General features: G+C 53.3%; 14 protein-coding genes. All 14 read left to right on the top strand.

The features are described 5' to 3' along the window. Positions 1–43 precede the first annotated feature (43 nt). The gene (gene xylB / locus ACTQ1N_RS01460) at positions 44–1,522 is read left to right on the top strand and encodes a xylulokinase (protein ID WP_441953936.1); all 1,479 of its coding nucleotides are present in this window, start codon (positions 44–46) and stop codon (positions 1,520–1,522) included. Positions 1,523–1,564: 42 nt separating this feature from the next. Beyond that, on the top strand, positions 1,565–2,185 hold the full coding sequence (locus tag ACTQ1N_RS01455; protein WP_441953934.1) for a DUF4867 family protein: 621 nt from the start codon (positions 1,565–1,567) through the stop codon (positions 2,183–2,185). A 98-nt stretch (positions 2,186–2,283) separates the two neighbouring features. After that, positions 2,284–3,780: an L-fucose/L-arabinose isomerase family protein gene (locus tag ACTQ1N_RS01450; RefSeq protein ID WP_441953932.1), complete on the top strand. Its 1,497-nt coding sequence runs from the start codon at positions 2,284–2,286 to the stop codon at positions 3,778–3,780. Between the two features lie 138 nt (positions 3,781–3,918). Continuing rightward, positions 3,919–4,971 (top strand): aldose epimerase family protein, encoded by a 1,053-nt coding sequence (locus tag ACTQ1N_RS01445; protein ID WP_441953930.1) that lies wholly within the window; start codon positions 3,919–3,921, stop codon positions 4,969–4,971. 233 nt (positions 4,972–5,204) lie between these two features. Then, positions 5,205–6,356 carry a substrate-binding domain-containing protein gene (locus ACTQ1N_RS01440; RefSeq protein WP_154524647.1) on the top strand — a complete coding sequence of 384 codons (1,152 nt, stop codon included), beginning with the start codon at positions 5,205–5,207 and terminating at the stop codon, positions 6,354–6,356. 308 nt (positions 6,357–6,664) lie between these two features. Beyond that, complete coding sequence (locus ACTQ1N_RS01435) at positions 6,665–8,179, top strand: ATP-binding cassette domain-containing protein (RefSeq protein ID WP_441954140.1); 1,515 nt, start codon at positions 6,665–6,667, stop codon at positions 8,177–8,179. A 21-nt stretch (positions 8,180–8,200) separates the two neighbouring features. Next, positions 8,201–9,328 carry an ABC transporter permease subunit gene (locus tag ACTQ1N_RS01430; RefSeq protein ID WP_441953927.1) on the top strand — a complete coding sequence of 376 codons (1,128 nt, stop codon included), beginning with the start codon at positions 8,201–8,203 and terminating at the stop codon, positions 9,326–9,328. 206 nt (positions 9,329–9,534) lie between these two features. Continuing rightward, complete coding sequence (locus ACTQ1N_RS01425; protein ID WP_441953925.1) at positions 9,535–10,569, top strand: sugar ABC transporter substrate-binding protein; 1,035 nt, start codon at positions 9,535–9,537, stop codon at positions 10,567–10,569. Then, the gene (locus tag ACTQ1N_RS01420; RefSeq protein ID WP_441953923.1) at positions 10,566–12,128 is read left to right on the top strand and encodes a sensor histidine kinase; all 1,563 of its coding nucleotides are present in this window, start codon (positions 10,566–10,568) and stop codon (positions 12,126–12,128) included. Before ACTQ1N_RS01425 ends, ACTQ1N_RS01420 begins: the two co-directional genes overlap by 4 nt. Positions 12,129–12,223: 95 nt before the next feature. Continuing rightward, on the top strand, positions 12,224–13,828 hold the full coding sequence (locus ACTQ1N_RS01415) for a helix-turn-helix domain-containing protein (RefSeq protein WP_441953921.1): 1,605 nt from the start codon (positions 12,224–12,226) through the stop codon (positions 13,826–13,828). Continuing rightward, on the top strand, positions 13,825–14,934 hold the full coding sequence (locus ACTQ1N_RS01410; RefSeq protein WP_441953919.1) for a sugar ABC transporter substrate-binding protein: 1,110 nt from the start codon (positions 13,825–13,827) through the stop codon (positions 14,932–14,934). The genes ACTQ1N_RS01415 and ACTQ1N_RS01410 overlap by 4 nt, the downstream gene beginning before the upstream one ends. Positions 14,935–15,200: 266 nt before the next feature. Next, positions 15,201–17,324: a glutamine synthetase III family protein gene (locus tag ACTQ1N_RS01405; RefSeq protein WP_441953917.1), complete on the top strand. Its 2,124-nt coding sequence runs from the start codon at positions 15,201–15,203 to the stop codon at positions 17,322–17,324. A 316-nt stretch (positions 17,325–17,640) separates the two neighbouring features. Next, on the top strand, positions 17,641–18,447 hold the full coding sequence (locus tag ACTQ1N_RS01400) for a sigma-70 domain-containing protein (protein ID WP_441953915.1): 807 nt from the start codon (positions 17,641–17,643) through the stop codon (positions 18,445–18,447). Between the two features lie 177 nt (positions 18,448–18,624). Next, a complete protein-coding gene (locus ACTQ1N_RS01395; RefSeq protein ID WP_441953913.1) occupies positions 18,625–19,716 on the top strand; it encodes a PucR family transcriptional regulator in 1,092 nt (363 codons plus the stop codon). Positions 19,717–19,718 lie beyond the last annotated feature (2 nt).

Genomic DNA, 19,718 nt, shown 5'->3' with positions numbered 1-19,718 from the left:
TAGCCCCAAATATGTACGTACAAATAGACAGAAAGGAGATAAGATGCTGTATATCGGAATCGACCTTGGTACGTCGGCCGTCAAGCTGCTGCTGATGAATTCCGGGGGCAAGATTGTCAGGATCGTATCGAAGGAATACGGTCTTTCATTTCCTCACCCGGGATGGTCGGAGCAGAATCCGGAGGACTGGTACACACAGTCCATTGAGGGCGTAAAGGAGCTGCTCGAGGGACAGGACAAGAGCCAGGTGGCGGGCATCAGCTTCGGCGGCCAGATGCACGGGCTCGTGATGCTCGATGAGCAGGATCAGGTCATCCGCCCGGCTATCCTGTGGAACGATGGACGTACGACAAAGGAGACGAACTATCTGAACGAGGTCATCGGCAGAAAGAGGCTCGAGCAGGATACCGCCAACATCGCATTCGCCGGCTTCACAGCGCCGAAAATTCTCTGGGTGAAGGAACATGAGCCGGAGAATTTTGCAAGATGCAGGAAGATCATGCTGCCGAAGGATTACCTGGCTTACCGCCTGACGGGTGTGTTCTCGACAGATTATTCCGATGCTTCGGGCATGCTGCTTCTGGATGTAGCGCACAAGCGCTGGTCGGACGATATGTGCAGAATCTGCGGTATCACAGAGGAGATGCTGCCCCGGCTTTATGAAAGCTATGAGAAGACGGGCTGTGTGAAGAGAGAGATCGCACAGGCGCTTGGCATTCCGGAAAACACAGTTGTTGCCGCCGGAGCGGGCGACAATGCGGCCTCCGCTGTCGGAACCGGAACCGTCGGGGAGGGAAAGTGCAACATTTCGCTCGGGACAAGCGGAACACTGTTTATCTCCGCAGATCATTTCGTCAGCATGAACGGACAGAATGCTGTCCATGATTTTGCGCATGCGGACGGAAGCTTCCATCTGATGGGCTGCATGCTTTCGGCTGCCTCCTGCAACAAGTGGTGGACGGAGCAGATTCTTCATACGAAGGATTACCCGGCAGAGCAGGCAGAAATCACAGATGACCGTCTGGGAGAGAATCATGTCTTCTATCTGCCGTACCTGATGGGCGAACGTTCCCCGCTGAACGACCCGCTTGCGAGAAGCACCTTCATCGGGATGACCATGGACACCACGCGCGCGGATATGACGCAGGCGATGCTGGAGGGTGTTGCCTTCGGCCTGAGAGATTCCCTCGAGATTGCGAGAAGCCTGGGCATTTCCGTCACGAAGAGCACGATCGTCGGAGGCGGATCGAAGAGTCCGCTCTGGAGAAAGATTGTCGCAAATGTCTGTAATCTGACACTTGAGATTCCGGAGAGTGTCGAGGGACCGTCCATGGGCGGCGCGATGCTGGCGGCAGTTGCCTGCGGGGAATATCCGGATGTCAGGACGGCCTGTGAGAAGATTGTCCGGATCAGCAGGACGGAGGAGCCGGATCCGGCGCTTGTCCGGAAGTACGAGGAGAAGTACCAGCAGTTCAGACAGATTTATCCGGCACTGAAGGAGCTGTTTCCAAGGCTTCAGTGACGGAAGACGCGGAAAACGAGACCGCGCGGAAAGGAGCACAGCATGAAAATCTATGAGATCACGGATCCGGAATTCGCAGCCTACGGCAGAATTCTGGAAGGCGTGGATCTGACCGGGATGGTAGAAGCGCTGAAGAAAACGCCGTGTCCGGAGGATGGCACCATCTATGTACCGGGAGATCCGGAGCTGGAGAAGCTTCCGGAGGCATCGGAGATCCAGTCAAAGCTGTACGGAGAGCTGCCTGTGCAGATCGGCTACTGCAACGGGCATAATCATAAGCTGAATGCCCTCGAGTATCACAGAAGCTCCGAGCTCAATCTTGGCGCCGACGAGTTTTATCTGATTCTTGGGAAACAGACGGATATCGCGTCGGACGGCACCTTTGATACATCTACCTGCAAGGTCTTCCGCGCACCGGCAGGCGTCCCGATCGAAGTCTTCGCGACGACGCTTCATTATGCACCGTGCAATAAAAAGAAGGAAGGCTTCCGTGTGCTGGTTGTTCTTCCGAAGGGCACAAATACGGAACTTTCGGGCACACACAGCGGCGGGGAAGACGGTCATCTGACGGCTGTCAACAAATGGCTGCTGGGACATCCTGAGGGCGGACTGCCGGAAGGGAGCCCGATGGGACTCGTCGGAGAGAATCTGACGGTTGAGTAATCAGGCGGAGAGCAGCGCTGCAGACCGGCATCCGGTTCGTGAAAAGCTGCAGATATTCATATCGATACAAGCATCTATTTATCAAGGAGGAACACAATATGTTATCAAACATCCCGAAGATCAAGGTTGGCGTCGTCGCGGTTTCGCGCGACTGCTTCCCGGCGCCGCTTGCTGTCAACAGAAGAAAGGCGCTCGTCGAGGCTTATGAGAAGAAGTATGGCAAGGGCGATATCTATGAGTGTCCGGTCACCATCGTTGAGAGCGAGATTGATATGGTGAACGCGCTGGAGGATATCAAAAAAGCAGGCTGTAATGCGCTGTGTGTCTTTCTCGGAAATTTCGGACCGGAGATCTCCGAGACCCTTCTCGCCAAGCATTTTGACGGACCGAAGATGTTCTGCGCGGCGGCTGAGGAGAGTCAGAAGGACCTGATGGATGGACGCGGAGATGCATACTGCGGTATGCTGAACGCCAGCTACAACATCGCCCTTCGCAACATCAATGCTTATATCCCGGACTACCCGGTCGGAGACGCAGAGGAGTGCGCGGATATGATCCACGACTTCCTTCCTGTTGCAAGGGTTGCGTACGGACTGAGCAACCTGAAGATCATTTCCTTCGGACCGAGACCGGCGAATTTCCTGGCATGCAACGCACCGATCAAGCAGCTCTATAACCTGAATGTCGAGATTGAGGAAGAGTCTGAGCTGGATCTGTTTGAGTCCTATCAGAAGCACCAGGATGACAAGAGAATTCCGGAGACCATCGCGGACATGGCGAAGGAGATGGGATATGCAGAAGGCAAGGAGCCTGCGATGCTGAAGAAGCTTGCGGCTTACGAGCTGACGCTGCTTGACTGGGTCGAGGAGCACAAGGGATACAGAAAGTATGTCGCGCTGACCACGAAGTGCTGGCCGGCCTTCCAGGACATGTTCCAGTTTGTCCCCTGCTATGTCAACAGCCGCCTGATGAGAAGAGGCATTCCGGTCTCCTGCGAGGTCGATATCTACGGAACGCTCTCTGAGTACATCGGTCTGTGCATCAGCGGGGATGAGACCACGCTTCTGGATATCAACAATTCCGTTCCGCATGATATGTATGACGAGTTCATCAAGGGCAAGTTCGACTATCAGTTCACTGATACCTTCATGGGCTTCCACTGCGGGAATACCTGCTCCAGCAAGCTGCTCAGCCCGCATCTGTCCTATCAGAGAATCATGGCAAGAACCCATCCGCAGGATTGGTGCGACGGAACGATCGAGGGCGATATCAAGCCGGGCGAAATCACCTTCTACAGACTGCAGTCCACGGCAGACAACAGGCTCCGTGCTTATGCGGCTGAGGGCGAGGTCCTTCCGGTTGCAACAAAGAGCTTTGGAAGCATCGGTGTCTTCGCCATCCATGAGATGGGACGTTTCTACCGTTACTGGCTGATCGGGAAGAACTTCCCACACCATGGCGCAGTGATGTTCGGACACTATGGGAAGGCCCTCTATGAGGCGCTGAAGTATATCGGTGTGGATCCGGCGGAGATTGGCTACAATCATCCGGCGTCTCTGCCGTATGCTGACGAGAATCCGTTCATCCGCAGATGACGGCAAACTTGTTTGGAGAAGTGAAGATGTGATAGAATGGCGGGTGTGCTTCGAAGGTGCGCATCCGCCATTTTTCACTGCATTCAGGCTGCGCGGGGCAAATGGACGGATGGGTGTATTTTCAGGGAGGAAAGAGAGATGTCTGTAACACAGAGCAGGTTCGGAACGGACAAGGAGGGAAAGACACTTTCCCTGTATACGATCAGAAACGGGAAGGGGACACAGGTTCAGGTGACAGATCTGGGTGCAACGATTGTGTCGATTCTGTTTCAGGACAAGAATGAAAAGATGCAGGATCTGGTTCTGGGCTATGACAGTCCGGATGGTTACTACAAGGGCGGCTGTTATTTCGGCGCCTGCATCGGCCGGTCCGGAAACCGGATCGACAAAGCCCGTTTCACGCTGAACGGACAGACCTATCAGCTGTCTGTGAATGACAATCAGAATAATCTGCACTCAGGACCGGATGGCTTTGACAAAAGAACCTTCACATTAACGGGGCAGACGGACAGCTCTGTTACGCTTTCGGTCGAGGATGCGGATCTCAGACAGGGGTATCCGGGAAACTTCAAAGCTTCCGTTACCTATACGCTGACAGAGGATGACAGGCTTCTGCTTCAGTACCAGGCGGAAAGCGACAGGGATACCGTCTGCAATCTGACCAATCACACCTATTTTAACCTGGGCGGACATGATTCCGGCAGCATTGAGGATACGGTTCTCCAGCTTGCGGCGAAGGCCTATACACCCGTACGGGACCACGAGGCAATCCCGACAGGGGAGATTGCTCCCGTAGCCGGGACTCCCTTTGACTTTACTGAGCCGAAGACAATCGGGCGTGATATCGCAGACGACAATGATCAGCTGAAGTATGTCGGAGGGTACGATCACAATTTTGTCCTGCAGCAGGAACGTACAGCGCGTGTGAAGTTTGCGGAAGCCTACCAGCCGAAGACCGGCATCTGCATGGAAGCCTTCACAGATCTTCCGGGATTCCAGTTCTATGCTGGCAATTTCATTACAGAGGGGGAGAAGGGAAAGAATGGCGCCGTCTATGGAAAAAGATGCGGATTCTGTCTGGAAACACAGTATTTCCCGAATTCGATCAACCAGGACGGGTTCCTGAAGCCGATCCTCCGGGGCGGAGAGCTGTTCCAGTCCATGACCTGCTATAAGTTTTCAGTTCGTTAATCCGGCCTGTATAACAACCGGTTAACATTAGCAAAATATTGCTTCCAAATCACCCTCTGGCAAAATTATCCTGTCAGAGGGTATTTTTTATCACTGTATAGGCAAAAATAGGCTAAATGTGAACAATTAATTCTATTTCTTCGTGAATGTGACCATGATATAGTAACGACAGTTACAGCCACGGTGCAATGTGGCAAAAAATAAATCATTCATCTATCACGGAGGATAATGAGATGAAGAAGCAGTTAGCAGTCGCACTGTCAATCGCTACAGTCGTCGGAATGTTCGGATCGGTTTCTGCATTTGCAGGCGAGACCGAGGCAGCTACCGAGGGAGCATCTGGAGCAGGCAAGAAGATTGGAATCTCGATGCCGACACAGTCCCTTGAGAGATGGAATCGTGATGGCTCCTATCTGGACGAGCAGTTCAAGAAAGCCGGATATGCGACAGAGGTTACCTATTCGGATAATGATTCCGGACGTCAGGTTTCCGATATTCAGAACATGATCGCTGACAAGGTTGATCTTCTTGTCATCGCAGCCATCGATGGTGAGGCCCTCAACACCGTTGTGGATGAGGCAGCAGACGCAAACATCCCGGTCATCGCCTATGACCGTCTGATCAAGAACGATAATGATACCTACTATGTATCCTTCGATAATTACACCGTTGGTACACTTCAGGGCAAGTTCATTGTCGATACTCTGGATCTCGATAATGCGGGCGACAAGACCTACAACATGGAGATTACCGCCGGCGATCCGGCAGACAACAATGCAACCTTCTTCTACAAGGGTGCAATGGACGTCCTTCAGCCGTATCTGGACAAGGGAACACTGAAGGTTCCGTCCGGCCAGACCGATTTCGATTCTGTCGCAACGGCTCAGTGGGATACACAGAAGGCACTGTCCAGAATGCAGAACATTCTCGGTTCCTACTATGCGGATGGAACACAGCTGGATGTAGCACTCTGCTCGAACGACTCCACCGCTCTTGGCGTGACGCAGGCCATTCAGTCTGACTATGCTGGAAAGAATTCTGTTCTGATCACCGGACAGGATGGTGATGAAGCAAACCTGAAGAATCTGATGGATGGCCTTCAGACCATGACCGTCTACAAGGCAGTCGCAAATGAAGCAGTTGTCACGCTTGATCTGGCGCAGGCAATCCTGAACGGTGAGACGGTTGATCAGTCCTGGATCGACGGCAGAAAGTTCGGATTCGACTGCACATTTGATGACAAGTCCTACACCGCAGTTGATAAGGTGATCCCGTCTCTGCTCCTTGTCCCGGATGTTGTCACGAAGGACAATGCTGTTGAGAAGCTTGTCGACACTGGTTACTATACACAGGATTCTGACGGATATCTTCATCCGGCACAGTAATGAGGAATCTGCTGCAGACACTGCGGCTGAGACTCAGCGCAGCAGGCAGCGCATAATGCCTGCAAACAGCACAACAAGCTGAAACAGGATGGGCGGGATGATTCATCCCGCCTGTTTCAGGTAAACCATCTATGCCATGCATCATGGCATCCGATATGAAACCTGTCTGGCAGGGCAAAATCAGAATGAACCGGCTGGACAACCACCTGCCTGAAGCAGAATTTCCCTGCGCATCGCGCAGCGGGCTGACCTGAGGCAGACTGCTGGGAAGGAGGATCCTCAGATTGGCGGAAGACAACATTCTTGTGATGGAACACATCACAAAAGAGTTTCCAGGTGTGAAAGCACTGGATGATGTAAATCTGGAAGTCAGACGGGGAGAGATTCATGCACTGATCGGTGAGAACGGAGCAGGAAAGTCTACCCTGATGAACGTCCTGAGTGGACAGTACCCTTACGGCTCTTATAGCGGAAAAGTCATCTACGAAGGAAAAGAGTGCCATTATAAAAGACTGTCTGACAGTGAGAAGGACGGCATTGTCGTCATTCACCAGGAATTGGCACTGATCCCGATGCTGTCCATCGGAGAGAATATGTTCCTGGGCAACGAAATCAAGAACAAATACGGCGTCATTGACTGGGACAAAACCTACAGTGAAGCCGAGAGACATATGAAGATGGTCGGACTCAAAGAGTCCGCCCAGACCCTGATCAAGGATATCGGAACCGGCAAGCAGCAGCTGGTCGAGATCGCGAAGGCCTTCTCCAAGAAGGTCAGGCTGCTTGTCCTTGATGAACCGACATCCTCCCTGAATGATGAGGATGCGAGAATGCTGCTGGATCTCCTGAAGGAGTTCAAGAAGAACGGGCTGACCTCCATCATCATCACCCACAAGCTGAACGAAATCGAGTATGTGGCGGACCGCTGCACAATCCTCAGGGACGGCTCGACGATCGAGACCCTGGAAAAGGGTGTCGACGATATGTCAGAAGCCAGGATCATCAAGGGGATGGTCGGCCGGGCGATGGACGACCGCTATCCGGAGAGAGAACACCATGTTTCGAAGGAAGTCGCCCTGGAAGTGAAGAACTGGACCGTCCACCATCCGCTCTACCCGGAGAAAATTGTGGATAACAACATCTCCTTCCATGTCAACAAGGGCGAGATCGTCGGATTCTCCGGCCTGCAGGGTGCCGGCCGTACAGAGCTGATGATGTCGATCTTTGGGAAGAGCTATGGAACCGGAATCAAGGGTGAGCTTTTCATCGGCGGAAAGAAAGTAACGCTGAACAATACCGAGCAGGCCATTCGCCATGGACTGGCGTATGTCACCGAGGACAGAAAGACCAACGGACTGATTCTCAAGGAGTCGATCCGCTTCAACACGACACTGGCGGCGCTGCATAAGGTCTGCAATCATGGCATCATCGATGTGGACAGAGAAGTCCATGAGGCGGAAGTCATGAAAGACGAGATGGGTACCAAGACACCGTCTGTCGAGCAGAAGGTCGGCAATCTCTCCGGCGGAAACCAGCAGAAAGCTCTCCTTGGAAAATGGATGTTTGCCGAGCCGGATATCCTCATTCTCGATGAGCCGACGAGAGGAATTGATGTCGGGGCAAAATATGATATTTACTGTCTGATGAATGATATGGTCAGCAAGGGCAAGGCTGTTATCATGGTATCGTCCGAGATGCCGGAGCTTCTAGGCATGTGCGACCGTATCTATGTCCTCTCCGAGGGAAAGATGGCCGGCGAGCTGACTGCGGAGGAAGCGACACAGGAACGCATCATGCAGTGCATCATGGATGTCAACAAGTGAGAAGGGAAGGAGCTTTAAGCGATGAAAGTGAGAGATTTCTTTAAAAAATATACCATGGTCATTGCCCTGGTGGTTGTCTTCGCATTGTTTTCCTGGCTGACGGGCGGAAGGCTGCTGCAGCCGCAGAACATGTCAAACCTGATGCTTCAGAACGGCTACGTCCTGGTGATGGCCTGTGGTATGCTGCTCTGCATCCTGACAGGCGGTAACATTGATCTGTCCGTCGGTTCTGTCATCTGTCTGGTCGGCGGATTTGCGGCGACGATGCTCGGCAAGGGCTGGGGGTCGGCTGCGACCATCATCGTCAGTCTGATCATGGGACTTCTGATCGGTATGTGGAACGGGTTCTGGATCGGCTACATGCATATTCCGCCATTCATCACAACACTGGGCGGCATGTTCATGTTCCGTGGCTTTGGCCGTGTCATCCTGGACAACAAGACGGTCGCCATTTCCAACAAGAGCTTCCTGAACGTGTTCACCTCCTATGTGCCGGGACAGATGACAGCGGTGATTGTTGGTGTTATCATTGCAGTGGTTGTCGTGATCAATACAGTACGCTCCCGTGCGAGCAAGGCGAGGAAGGGATACCGCCAGAACAGCATTGCCTCCGACTACATCAAGGCGTTTGTCATCGCGGCACTGGTGATCTGGTACAGCTTCAAACTGAAAGCTTACAAAGGCATTCCGGTCATGCTGATCTGGGTTCTGGCAATCTGCCTGATCTATGCGTTCATCACATCGAAAACCGCATTTGGCCGTTACTTTTACGCGGTCGGCGGCAATGAGAAGGCGACGCAGCTTTCCGGAATTGATACCAAGAAGGTCTACTTTATCGCTTATGCGAATATGGGACTTCTTGCGGGACTTGCAGGCCTTCTGGTCGCAGCCCGCGTCGGTTCTGTGAATGGTTCTACCGGCAACTCCTTTGAGATGGATGCCATCGGTTCCTGCTTTATCGGCGGTGCCTCCGCATACGGTGGATCCGGAACGGTTGGAGGAGCCATGATCGGTGCTCTCCTGCTTGGAATCATCAACATGGGGATGTCCATCATGGGCATCGGCGATTCCTGGCAGTATGTTGTAAAAGGCGCGGTGCTGCTGGCAGCTGTCATCTTCGATGTCATTTCTACCGAGGGACAGTCCTGACCGGGAACAGATCATGATTTGTTGAGCGGGGGTGCCTGCATGAGCGGGCACTCCCGCCTTGTTTATGAAGGCGGCCGCGTTTCATCGAGTGAGGAGCATGAGATGACGGCGGAGACGCCGCATCGGGCAGGATAAACGTGAATCAGCCCTGTTCCGATTGAAGGAAAAGGCAGGAGTTGGATGGAAAAGGCAGGAAGTGACAGAATATGATGAAAAAGGTGACAGCAGCCGTTGTGTCATGCCTGTCGGTGATCGGGCTGATCCTTCTTGGCACATATATCTACTATCAGAACCATGTCAACCAGATCGTCGGGCAGCCTCAGGACAACACTGTCTACAACCGCCATTATCTGTTCATATCCTCTGATACCTCTGACATGTGGCAGGATGTATTTCGTGCCGCTTCAAAGGCAGCCGGAGAGAGCGGTGCCTATCTGGAGTGGTGCGGACAGGAGACATCAGCCCGCTACAGCGATGAGGAAGGAATCGAGATAGGCGTCGCAGAGCAGGTCGACGGAATTCTTCTGTATGAAAGCACCGAAAAGGATCTGAAGGCTGCCGTCAGCGATGCCCAGAGCAGAGGGATTCCGGTCGTGACCCTGCTTCGTGACATCGAGGACTCCCCAAGAATCAGCTATGTCGGATTCTCGAATTATGAGCGGGGGAGACTATATGGCGATCAGCTGCTTTCCCTTCTTCACAAGGGGGAGAACAAGGTGTGCGTCCTGACGGATAACGGAGATACGGAGGGGGAGCTGAATCTGCTCTATTCGCAGATGACTCAGACCGTGAAAGAAAAAGGAGCGGACGGAGCCACGATTTCCCTCAGCGCAGTGCTGGCCGACAGCGGCGAGGATTTTGATGCGGAGGAGACAATCCGCAACCTCCTGATGGGCGACAGCGTTCCGGATATTCTGATCTGTGAGACATCCGTCCAGACAGACTGCGCGATCCAGACGATCATCGATAACAATCTGGTCGACCGTGTACAGGTAATCGGATACTATACGGCCGACATGACGCTTTCTGCCATTCAGCGGGAACTCATCCCCGCCGCGCTGACCATCGATACAGATTCGCTTGGACACAGTGCTGTCGGTGCACTGAATGAGTATCTGGACACCGGCCATGTCAGTGATTATTACAATATCAGTCTGCAGACCGTGAACGCGAAGAACGTCTATCAGTATCTTCGCATGAAAAACCTGTCGAAGGATATGGATGGAGGTGAGGACGGATGAGAAAAGGCAGAGAAAACCGCTCCATCCAGAGCCGCCTGATCATGATCATGGTGGGTATGATGCTGCTAGTGCTTGCGGTGAACCTCTATGTATTCCGACAGACGCGCACGATGGTTCAGACAATCGACTCGGTGTTCGTGTCAAACTCCACGATTGTAAAGCTCAGCGACACACTGGACAAGGTTGGGGCCTCCATGTATGACTACCTGAGTACGAGGGGAAGTTCATCTCTGGAGAATTTCTACCGGTATGAGGAAGATCTGAGAGAAATCACCACTTCCTTCAACGATCAGAACATCAGCAGCCCGACGCTGATGCTTGAGAAGAATATCCGGGAGATGTCGGAGGCCTATCTCGAAGCTTCCGAGAAGGCGATCCAGGCAAAAAGAGGGAGAAATGTAGAGGAATACCGCAGAAAATATGCCGATTCCAAACGGCTGAACGGTTACATTGACGATGCTGTCTATGCGCTGAACAGCCGGCGTTTCTCTCAAAACAGCAGAAATTACCAGATGCTGCAGAACACGATGGGGGTGCTGGAGGCATCCAGCATGGTGATGATTCTGACAGCCTTTGTGATGGCAATGTTCCTTGCGGTCATGCTGATCCGGGCGATTTTCGGTCCGCTCAAGGAACTGGCCGGAGCAGCAGACAGGGTGGCAGCCGGGGACTTCGATGTGGATGTCAGGGAGACCGGAAGCGGCGACGAGATTGCTGTGGTGACTCATGCATTCCGGAAGATGCTGTTTTCCATCCGGGACTATATTGAGCGGCAGAGAGCTTCGATGGAGAAGGAATCCAGGATGAAGGAGAATGCGCTTGCGATGCAGGCTCATCTCAAGGAAGCACAGCTGAACTTCCTGCAGGCGCAGATCAACCCGCACTTTCTGTTCAACAGTCTCAATGCCGGCTCACAGCTCGCCGCACTGGAGGGAGCGGACCGGACGCAGAACTATCTTGGACGGATGGCAGATTTTTTCCGCTATGATGTCCAGAAAACCGGAGGATCGGCTTCTCTTGAGGAGGAGCTGGAGCTTGTGGACAATTACATCTATATTCTGAATGTGAGGTTTTCCGGAGACATTCATTTTGAAAAGATTCTTGATCAGGATATCCGTCTGTCAGACATCACGATGCCGTCGATGACGCTTCAGCCAATCGTAGAGAATGCTGTCCAGCACGGCATCCACGATGACCATGAGCATGGACGGATCTGGCTTTATGTGGAGATGGCGGATGGAGAGGACGCGCCGGACGGCCGGCCGGCTGTGATGGTGACTGTTTCTGACAACGGCGCCGGGATGACAGCCGATCAGATTATGTGTCTGATGGAAGGCGGCAGAGGAAAGACAGACGGCAGCGGAGTGCCTGAGACGGACGGCGGCGGGACTGTTCCAGACAGCCTTGCCGGTGCAGGAAATGACGGGACGGCTGGTGTTGCGATGGGCAACGTCATGGCAAGACTGGCGCTGTACTATGGAAGAGAAGGCCTGCTGAGAGTCAGCAGCGACGGGCCTGGGCTGGGGACGCAGGTGACGGTGTTTCTGCCGCTGCGTTGAGAACATACCTGCGGACGGCTTCTGGCATGGCCAGATACTCTGCAGGTGAGTGCGGTGTTGCCGGAAGCAGCCTGGAAGGAACGAAAGGAGACAGAATGTACAGACTTCTGATCGCGGACGATGAGGGGATCATGCTGGAATCGTTCACGGAGATCATCCGGAAACAGTTCGGGGAAAGGATCACGGTCTCGACGGCCAAGAGCGGACGGTCAGCGATCGAGCAGGCAGAAAGCTTTCACCCGGATATCGTATTCATGGATATCCGGATGCCCGGGATCAATGGGATTCAGGCGATCAGGGAAATCCGCAGCTTTAACAGTACAGCGCTTTTCTATATCCTGTCGGCATATGATGAATTTGACTATGCAAAGGAGGCCATTTCGCTGGGTGTCAGCAAATATCTGATGAAGCCGGTTTCACGCCAGACCATCATCGACACGGTGACGGAAGCCATCGCGGAGGTGGACAGGCTTCGCAGTCAGCGCTCGGATCAGCTCCGGATTCAGGAAAAGCTTCAGACTGTTCTTCCTGTTGTGGAGAGTGGTTTTGTCTCGGAGATGGTAATGTCCGACCGTGTGACAGACGGCAGCAGCTACCTGCAGCTTCTGGATATCACAGAAAAGTACGCCTACGCATGCCTGATTCGGTTCGGACAGAGCGGAGAGGACGGACGGCTGATTTCGACGGTCAGAAGCGGCGTGGAGGGTCAGGATCACTACGCTGTCATGCGGGATATCATCAAGTCTTACATCCGCTGCATCGTCGGTCCGGTAATGTCCAACCAGATCCTCGTTGTCGTTCCATCGCAGAAGAACCAGATCGAATATGAGCGACGGATCGAGATCATCGAACAGACCCGGAAAATTCTGACCAAGCTGGAGGAGAAGACAAAGCTGAAATTCAAGGCGGGCATCAGCCGGGTGAACCGCTTCCAGGACCTGAAGATCAGCTACCAGGAGGCGCAGGCGGCGCTGGAGAACTCGAAGGCGCGGGTCACGCACATCGAGGATGCCGTGACATCTGGTGTCTATGAGGATGACTATCCGATTGAAGCGGAGAGGGATATGTTTGCAAAGCTTTCTGCGGGAGATGTGGAGGGCATGCAGGCTGCGGCAGACCTTTATTTCAACTGGATTCTCCAGCACGACCCAAGTGATTTGAACAGCATGCGGCTGAAGGCACTGGAGCTCGTCATGCGGGCAGAGTTTGATGCCTTCAATGCCGGTTCCATCAATTATGCCTACAACGACCGGAAGGATTACCTGACGCAGATCAACGCGCTGGTCAGCCCGAAGGAGGTTCGAACCTGGTTTTTTCTCCACATGACCCAGATTGCCTCCGGGATCAGGGACAGGGCGGATGAACAGTCGGAAAGCATTGTACAGAAGGCACAGAAGTACATCCGGGAGAATTACATGAAGGAAATTTCTCTCGATGATGTATCGAAGGAAGTGAATGTCAGCCCGTACTACTTCTCAAAGCTTTTCAAGGAGGAGGTTGGAGAAAACTTCATCGAGTACCTGACGAAGATACGGATCGGGAAGGCAAAGGAAATGCTGGCAAAGGGCAGTGAATCGGTCAAGGAGGTCGGACTGGCAAGCGGTTACGCGGATTCAAACTATTTCAGCAGGATCTTCAAGAAGCAGACAGGGATGACGCCAAGTGAGTACAGAGAACATCTGAGGGCGGACGGATCATGAGCGGAAGAAAAAGAAAACAGGAGAGACTGCACGCGGCCTGCGCACTGGCCTTTGCGCTGATGCTGGGGCTGGCGGTCTCGGGGTGCGGCAGATACGCGGAGACAGATCATGAGGGAAGGAAAGCGGAAGAGGCAGGAGAGGGCGCTGTCAGGATCGGAATCAGCTTCGATTCTTTTGTGATCGAGCGATGGCTGCGGGATCGGGATGTCTTTGTATCGACGGCACAGAGCCTCGGCGCGGAGGTGAATGTTCAGAACGCAAACGGTGAGGTGACGGAGCAGATTGCGCAGATTCGTTATCTGATCAGCAAAAAGATGAATGCCATCGTGATCGTTGCCATCGATGCGTCAAAGCTTTCAGAGGTCATCAGTGAGGCGAAGGACGCAGGCATTCGCGTGGTCTGTTATGACAGGCTGATTCTGAACGCCGGGACTGATCTGTATGTGTCGTTTGACAATGAGAAGGTCGGGACCCTGATGGCGCAGGCACTGGAAGATTCCCTGCCGGAAGGCGGCGATGTCTTTGAAATCCTGGGGTCTGCCTCCGATAACAATACCACGCAGGTCCGTCACGGCTTCGAGCAGGAGCTCAAGGACTCCAGGCTGAACATTGTCTATTCTACTTACTGCGACAACTGGCTCGCCGAGCTGGCCTTCGATGCTGTCAACGACGGACTCGAGAAAAACGGAGGAAGTGTGGACGGCGTTATGTGCGGCAATGATGATCTGGCGGGACAGGCGATCAAGGCGCTCACGGAGCACAAGCTCGCGGGGATCGTTCCGGTTGTCGGGCAGGATGCCGATCTGTCAGGCTGTCAGCGGATCGTCGAGGGAACACAGACGATGAGCGTCTACAAGTCCGTCGAGGAGGAGGCTCAGGTGGCCGCCCGGCTGACCGTTGCGCTGGCGAAAGGGGAGGACATCACCGGAGAGGATGCAGAGATCAAGGTCAGCGGGACCATCAGCGACGGGACCTGGGATGTCCCGTACTACAGGATCGACCCGGTTGCGGTCACAAAGAACAATATGGACAAAGTGATTATCGACGGAGGGTTCCATCTGAGGGAAGATGTCTACATGAATGTTGGGGAGACAGAGAAGAAATAAAAAGAGCTGAACCCGGGCAGATATCAGAAAATTTTTCCTTCCGGCGCAAAATCAAAAAAATGCTTGCATATCCCGGCGTATAGGTGTACAGTACAGGCAACGGATGGCAAAGGGGCATTCCGAATTGATTCGGAATGTCCCTTTTCGCGTATTCAGCCCGCAGGCGCCATCCAGGCGGCTGGCAAGAAGAAGGTTGAAGGGGCGCCTACGCCAGAAAGAGGCGTGCCCGGGCGGGCAGAATTCCTAACAGGAAAGGAAAAGAGCGTATGAGTGAGACGGGAGAACGGTTCAATGTCGCCGATATCTTCGGCGAGGATGTGTTCAGTGACAAGGTGATGCAGCAGCGCCTTCCGAAGAGCGTCTACAGAGAGCTCCATAAAACCATCGAGGAAGGAAAGGATCTCGACATCCATGTGGCGGATGCCATTGCCGGCGCGATGAAGCAGTGGGCAATTGAAAAGGGAGCGACCCATTTCACCCATTGGTTCCAGCCGCTGACCGGTGTGACAGCGGAGAAGCATGACTCCTTCATCACGGCTCCGAGACCGGACGGGACGGTTCTGATGGAGTTTTCCGGAAAGGAACTGATCAAGGGTGAACCGGATGCTTCCTCCTTCCCATCAGGCGGACTTCGGGCAACCTTCGAGGCCAGAGGATATACGGCATGGGATCCAACCAGCCCGGCGTTCGTGCGCAATGACGCTGCCGGTCCGATTCTCTGCATCCCGACTGCGTTCTGCTCCTATACAGGAGAGGCGCTGGATTTCAAGACACCGCTTCTTCGTTCGATGGACGCGATCAATACACAGTCTCTCAGGCTGCTGAGACTCTTCGGAAACAACAAGTCTAAAAAAGTGACGCCATCTGTCGGACCGGAACAGGAGTATTTCCTGGTTGACGAGGATGCATTCAAGCAGAGAAAGGATCTCGTCTACACAGGCAGAACCCTGTTCGGAGCGATGCCGCCGAAGGGGCAGGAGCTGGATGATCACTACTTCGGAACCCTCCGCCAGAGAGTTGCTGCGTTCATGAGAGATGTCAACAAGGAGCTCTGGAAGCTTGGCGTCCCGGCAAAGACCCAGCACAACGAGGTGGCTCCGGCACAGCATGAGCTGGCAGTCATCTATGAGAATGCATCCCTGGCTGTAGACAACAACCACATCGTCATGCAGACACTCAAGAGAATCGCGGCAAAGCATCATATGAGATGCCTGCTTCATGAGAAACCGTTTGCAGGGGTCAACGGCTCAGGCAAGCACAACAACTGGTCCCTGATGACCGATGATGGCATCAACCTGCTCGATCCGGGCAAGACGCCTCATCAGAACGTCCAGTTCCTGCTGGTGCTCGCCTGCATTCTGAAGGCGGTCGATGAGCATGCAGATCTGCTCAGAGAGTCCGCTGCTGACACAGGAAACGACCAGCGTCTTGGTGCGAATGAGGCACCGCCAGCAATCATTTCCGTGTTCCTGGGTGATCAGCTCCAGGATGTGGTTTCTCAGCTGGTGAAGACTGGCAATGCAACCTCCTCCCTGAAGGGCGGAAAACTCCAGACGGGTGTCAGCACACTGCCGGACTTCACGAAGGATGCAACCGACAGAAACCGCACAAGCCCGTTTGCCTTCACCGGCAACAAGTTTGAGTTCCGTATGCTCGGATCCCGCGATTCGGTTGCGGCCCCGAATATTGTGCTGGATACCATTGTGGCAGAGGCATTTTCCGATGCGTGCGATGTCCTGGAGCAGGCGGAAGACTTTGATGTGGCGGTACATGACCTGATCAAGCAGTATCTGAACGACCATCAGCGAATCATCTTCAATGGAAACGGTTATTCGGATGAGTGGGTGGCGGAAGCCGAAAGAAGAGGACTTCCGAATCTCCGCTCCATGGTTGACGCGATCCCGGCTCTTGAGAGCGAAAAGTCAGTCAGCATGTTCGAGAAGTTCAAGGTTTTCACAAAGCCCGAACTTGCTTCCCGTGTTGAGATCAAGTATGAGACGTATGCGAAGAACACGCATATCGAGGCAGCGACGATGATTGACATGGCTTCCAAGTCGATCATCCCGGCTGTGATCCGCTGGAACAGAAGCCTGGCGGACACCGTGATAGCGCTTACACAGGCAGGAGCGGATGCATCTGTCGAGAAGGATCTGCTTGCTGAATCGACAGGCCTTCTTGCGGAAACAAAGGCTGGTCTTCAGAAACTGATCCAGATCACAGACGAGGCAGAGAAGAAGCCGGAGGGAAGAGAACGCGCTGTCTTCTATCACTATGATGTCACACCGGTCATGGCTGAACTCCGCGCTCCGGTTGACAGGCTGGAGATGATTGTCGACAAGGATATGTGGCCGATGCCGTCCTACGGTGACCTGATGTTCAGCGGAACCTGAGAGGGTTCTTTCTGACCCGGGTTATCGGATCTATATTTCTCACTGGAACCGTAACAGCTCCGGAAGTGTCACTTCCGGGGCTGTTTTATTTTGCAAACCTGTCTGATATAATGATGGGCAGATTGAATATCGGCAGGTGGCATCTGATACGCAGTCTGTATGGATGTGAAGACGGTACCCTGGAAAGGGACGCAGACCAGCCTGAACGTATATGGTACGGGAGAAATTCCAGGGACAGGCAGAAGAGGTTTGCCGGACTGCCTGAGTATGGCAGCAGGAGAGGAAGGGCCGGGCTGCCGGGAAGGATTGATGAAAGATGACAGATGAAACGAAAGCATTCAGAAACCGCCTTGAGGAGCTGACGCGCGAGGCGAAGGAAAACGGAAACCGGATTTCCGTCCAGCAGGTGCGGGAGAAACTGAAGGACACAGGCCTCGATGAGACAAAGCTTCAGATGGTCTGCAGTTATCTCGATATGATGTCGGTTGAAGTCTACGACGAAGACATGCCGGAGGCAGCATCCGGGGCCGGTGATGAGCATGTCCGGAGTCTGGAGCACTATCTGGATGAGCTGGCAGACCTGCCTCAGATGGACGAGGTGGAGGAGCTGACGCTGTTTCACATGGCAGCTGAAGGACACGAGGAAGCCAGAGCGAGACTGACCGAGCGGTATCTCCAGACAGTGTGTGACCTGGCTGGGGAGATTGAAGCGCGGGAGACAGGAAAGGATCCTGAGAACGGGCTGCCTGCGGGGGCGGAAAGGCTGAACCTGGAAGGAGAATTCACGGCGGAGGACCTGGTTCAGGAGGGAAATGTCGGCCTGTTGCTGGCACTGGGAAAACTGCAGCATCAGGAGAGCCTCGCGGCCTATCGGGCGGTGCTCCTGAATGAGGTGACAAGCTACCTGGAGAGCGTTGTCGAAGCGCAGAAGGCGGAAGGAAAGTCGGATCAGCGGATTCTGAATCGGATGAATCAGCTGGCAGACGCTTCTCATGACCTGGAGCAGGAGCTGGACAGAAAGCCGTCTCTCGAAGAGCTTTCAGCTTACCTGGATCTTCCGGCTGAGGAAATCCGCGATCTTCTCAGAGTCGGCGGTGAAAAGTTGAAGGCAGACGACCTCTGATCCGAAGACCGGTGGACCTCCGGAAAATGTGAGACAGTCAGGTAGTGCAATATACACAAAAGACATTGATTTTCAATCGGAAAAAGTTTACACTATAGCTATCATGTGGTGAATGTGAATAGAGAATCAGTATAATCTGCTGAACATTTCTATACTTTTTCATGATAGGAGAAATCAATGATCTCTAATCAGATTCTGCAGTCTACACTGGACGGACTCAAACAGATCACACGGGTGGATATGTGCGTGGTGGACACGGAGGGTGTTATGCTTGCCTCCACCTTTGACGGGCAGGCGGACTTTCGGGATGCTGTTGTCAGCTTCGAAAATTCACCGGCTGAGAGTCAGGTCATCTCAAACTATCAATTCTTTAAGGTGCTTGATGAGGGTCATCTGGAGTATGTTCTGATTGCAAGCGGTAATTCTGACGATGTCTATACAACCGGGAAGCTGACAGCATTTCAGCTTCAGTGCCTTCTTGTTGCCTACAAGGAACGATTTGACAAGGATAACTTTATCAAGAATCTGCTCCTGGACAACCTGCTGCTTGTAGATATTTATAACAGGGCCAAGAAGCTTCATATCGATACAGAATCGAGACGGGTTGTCTATATCCTGGAACCGGATGGAGACGGAGAGACAGCAGGGCTGGAGGAAATCCGGGGATTGCTGGGTGCAAGGTCCGGGGATTTCATCACGGAAATTGACGAAAAGAGCATCATCATCGTGAAGGAGATTCTGCTCTCGGATGGCCCGAAGGAACTGAACGAATATGCCCTGGAGATGCTGGATGCTCTGCCGCAGGAGAGACGCACATCGGCGGTTGTCGCCTATGGGACGGTTGTCGGGGAGCTGAAGGATGTGTCCAGATCCTATAAGGAAGCGCGCATGGCATTGAATGTCGGCAGAATTTTCTTTGAGGAGAAGCATGTCATAGCCTACAGCCGCCTGGGCATCGGCCGTCTGATCTATCAGCTTCCGATTCCTCTGTGCAAGATGTTCATCCGCGAAGTTTTTGACGGGAAGTCTCCGGATGAGTTTGATGAGGAGACCCTGACGACAATCAACAAGTTCTTTGAGAACAGCCTGAATGTGTCAGAGACCTCAAGACAGCTGTATATTCACAGAAACACGCTTGTATACCGCCTTGACAAGCTTCAGAAGCAGACAGGGCTTGACCTGCGGATATTTGATGATGCCATTACGCTGAAGATTGCCCTGATGGTTGTGAAGTATATGAAGCACATGGAAAAGAGCCCCGATTATTGACA

The sequence above is a fragment of the Porcincola sp. LCP21S3_C12 genome (assembly GCF_052118625.1).
Taxonomy (GTDB): Bacteria; Bacillota; Clostridia; order Lachnospirales; family Lachnospiraceae; genus Porcincola.
This window is presented reverse-complemented; position numbering and strand designations above follow the sequence as displayed.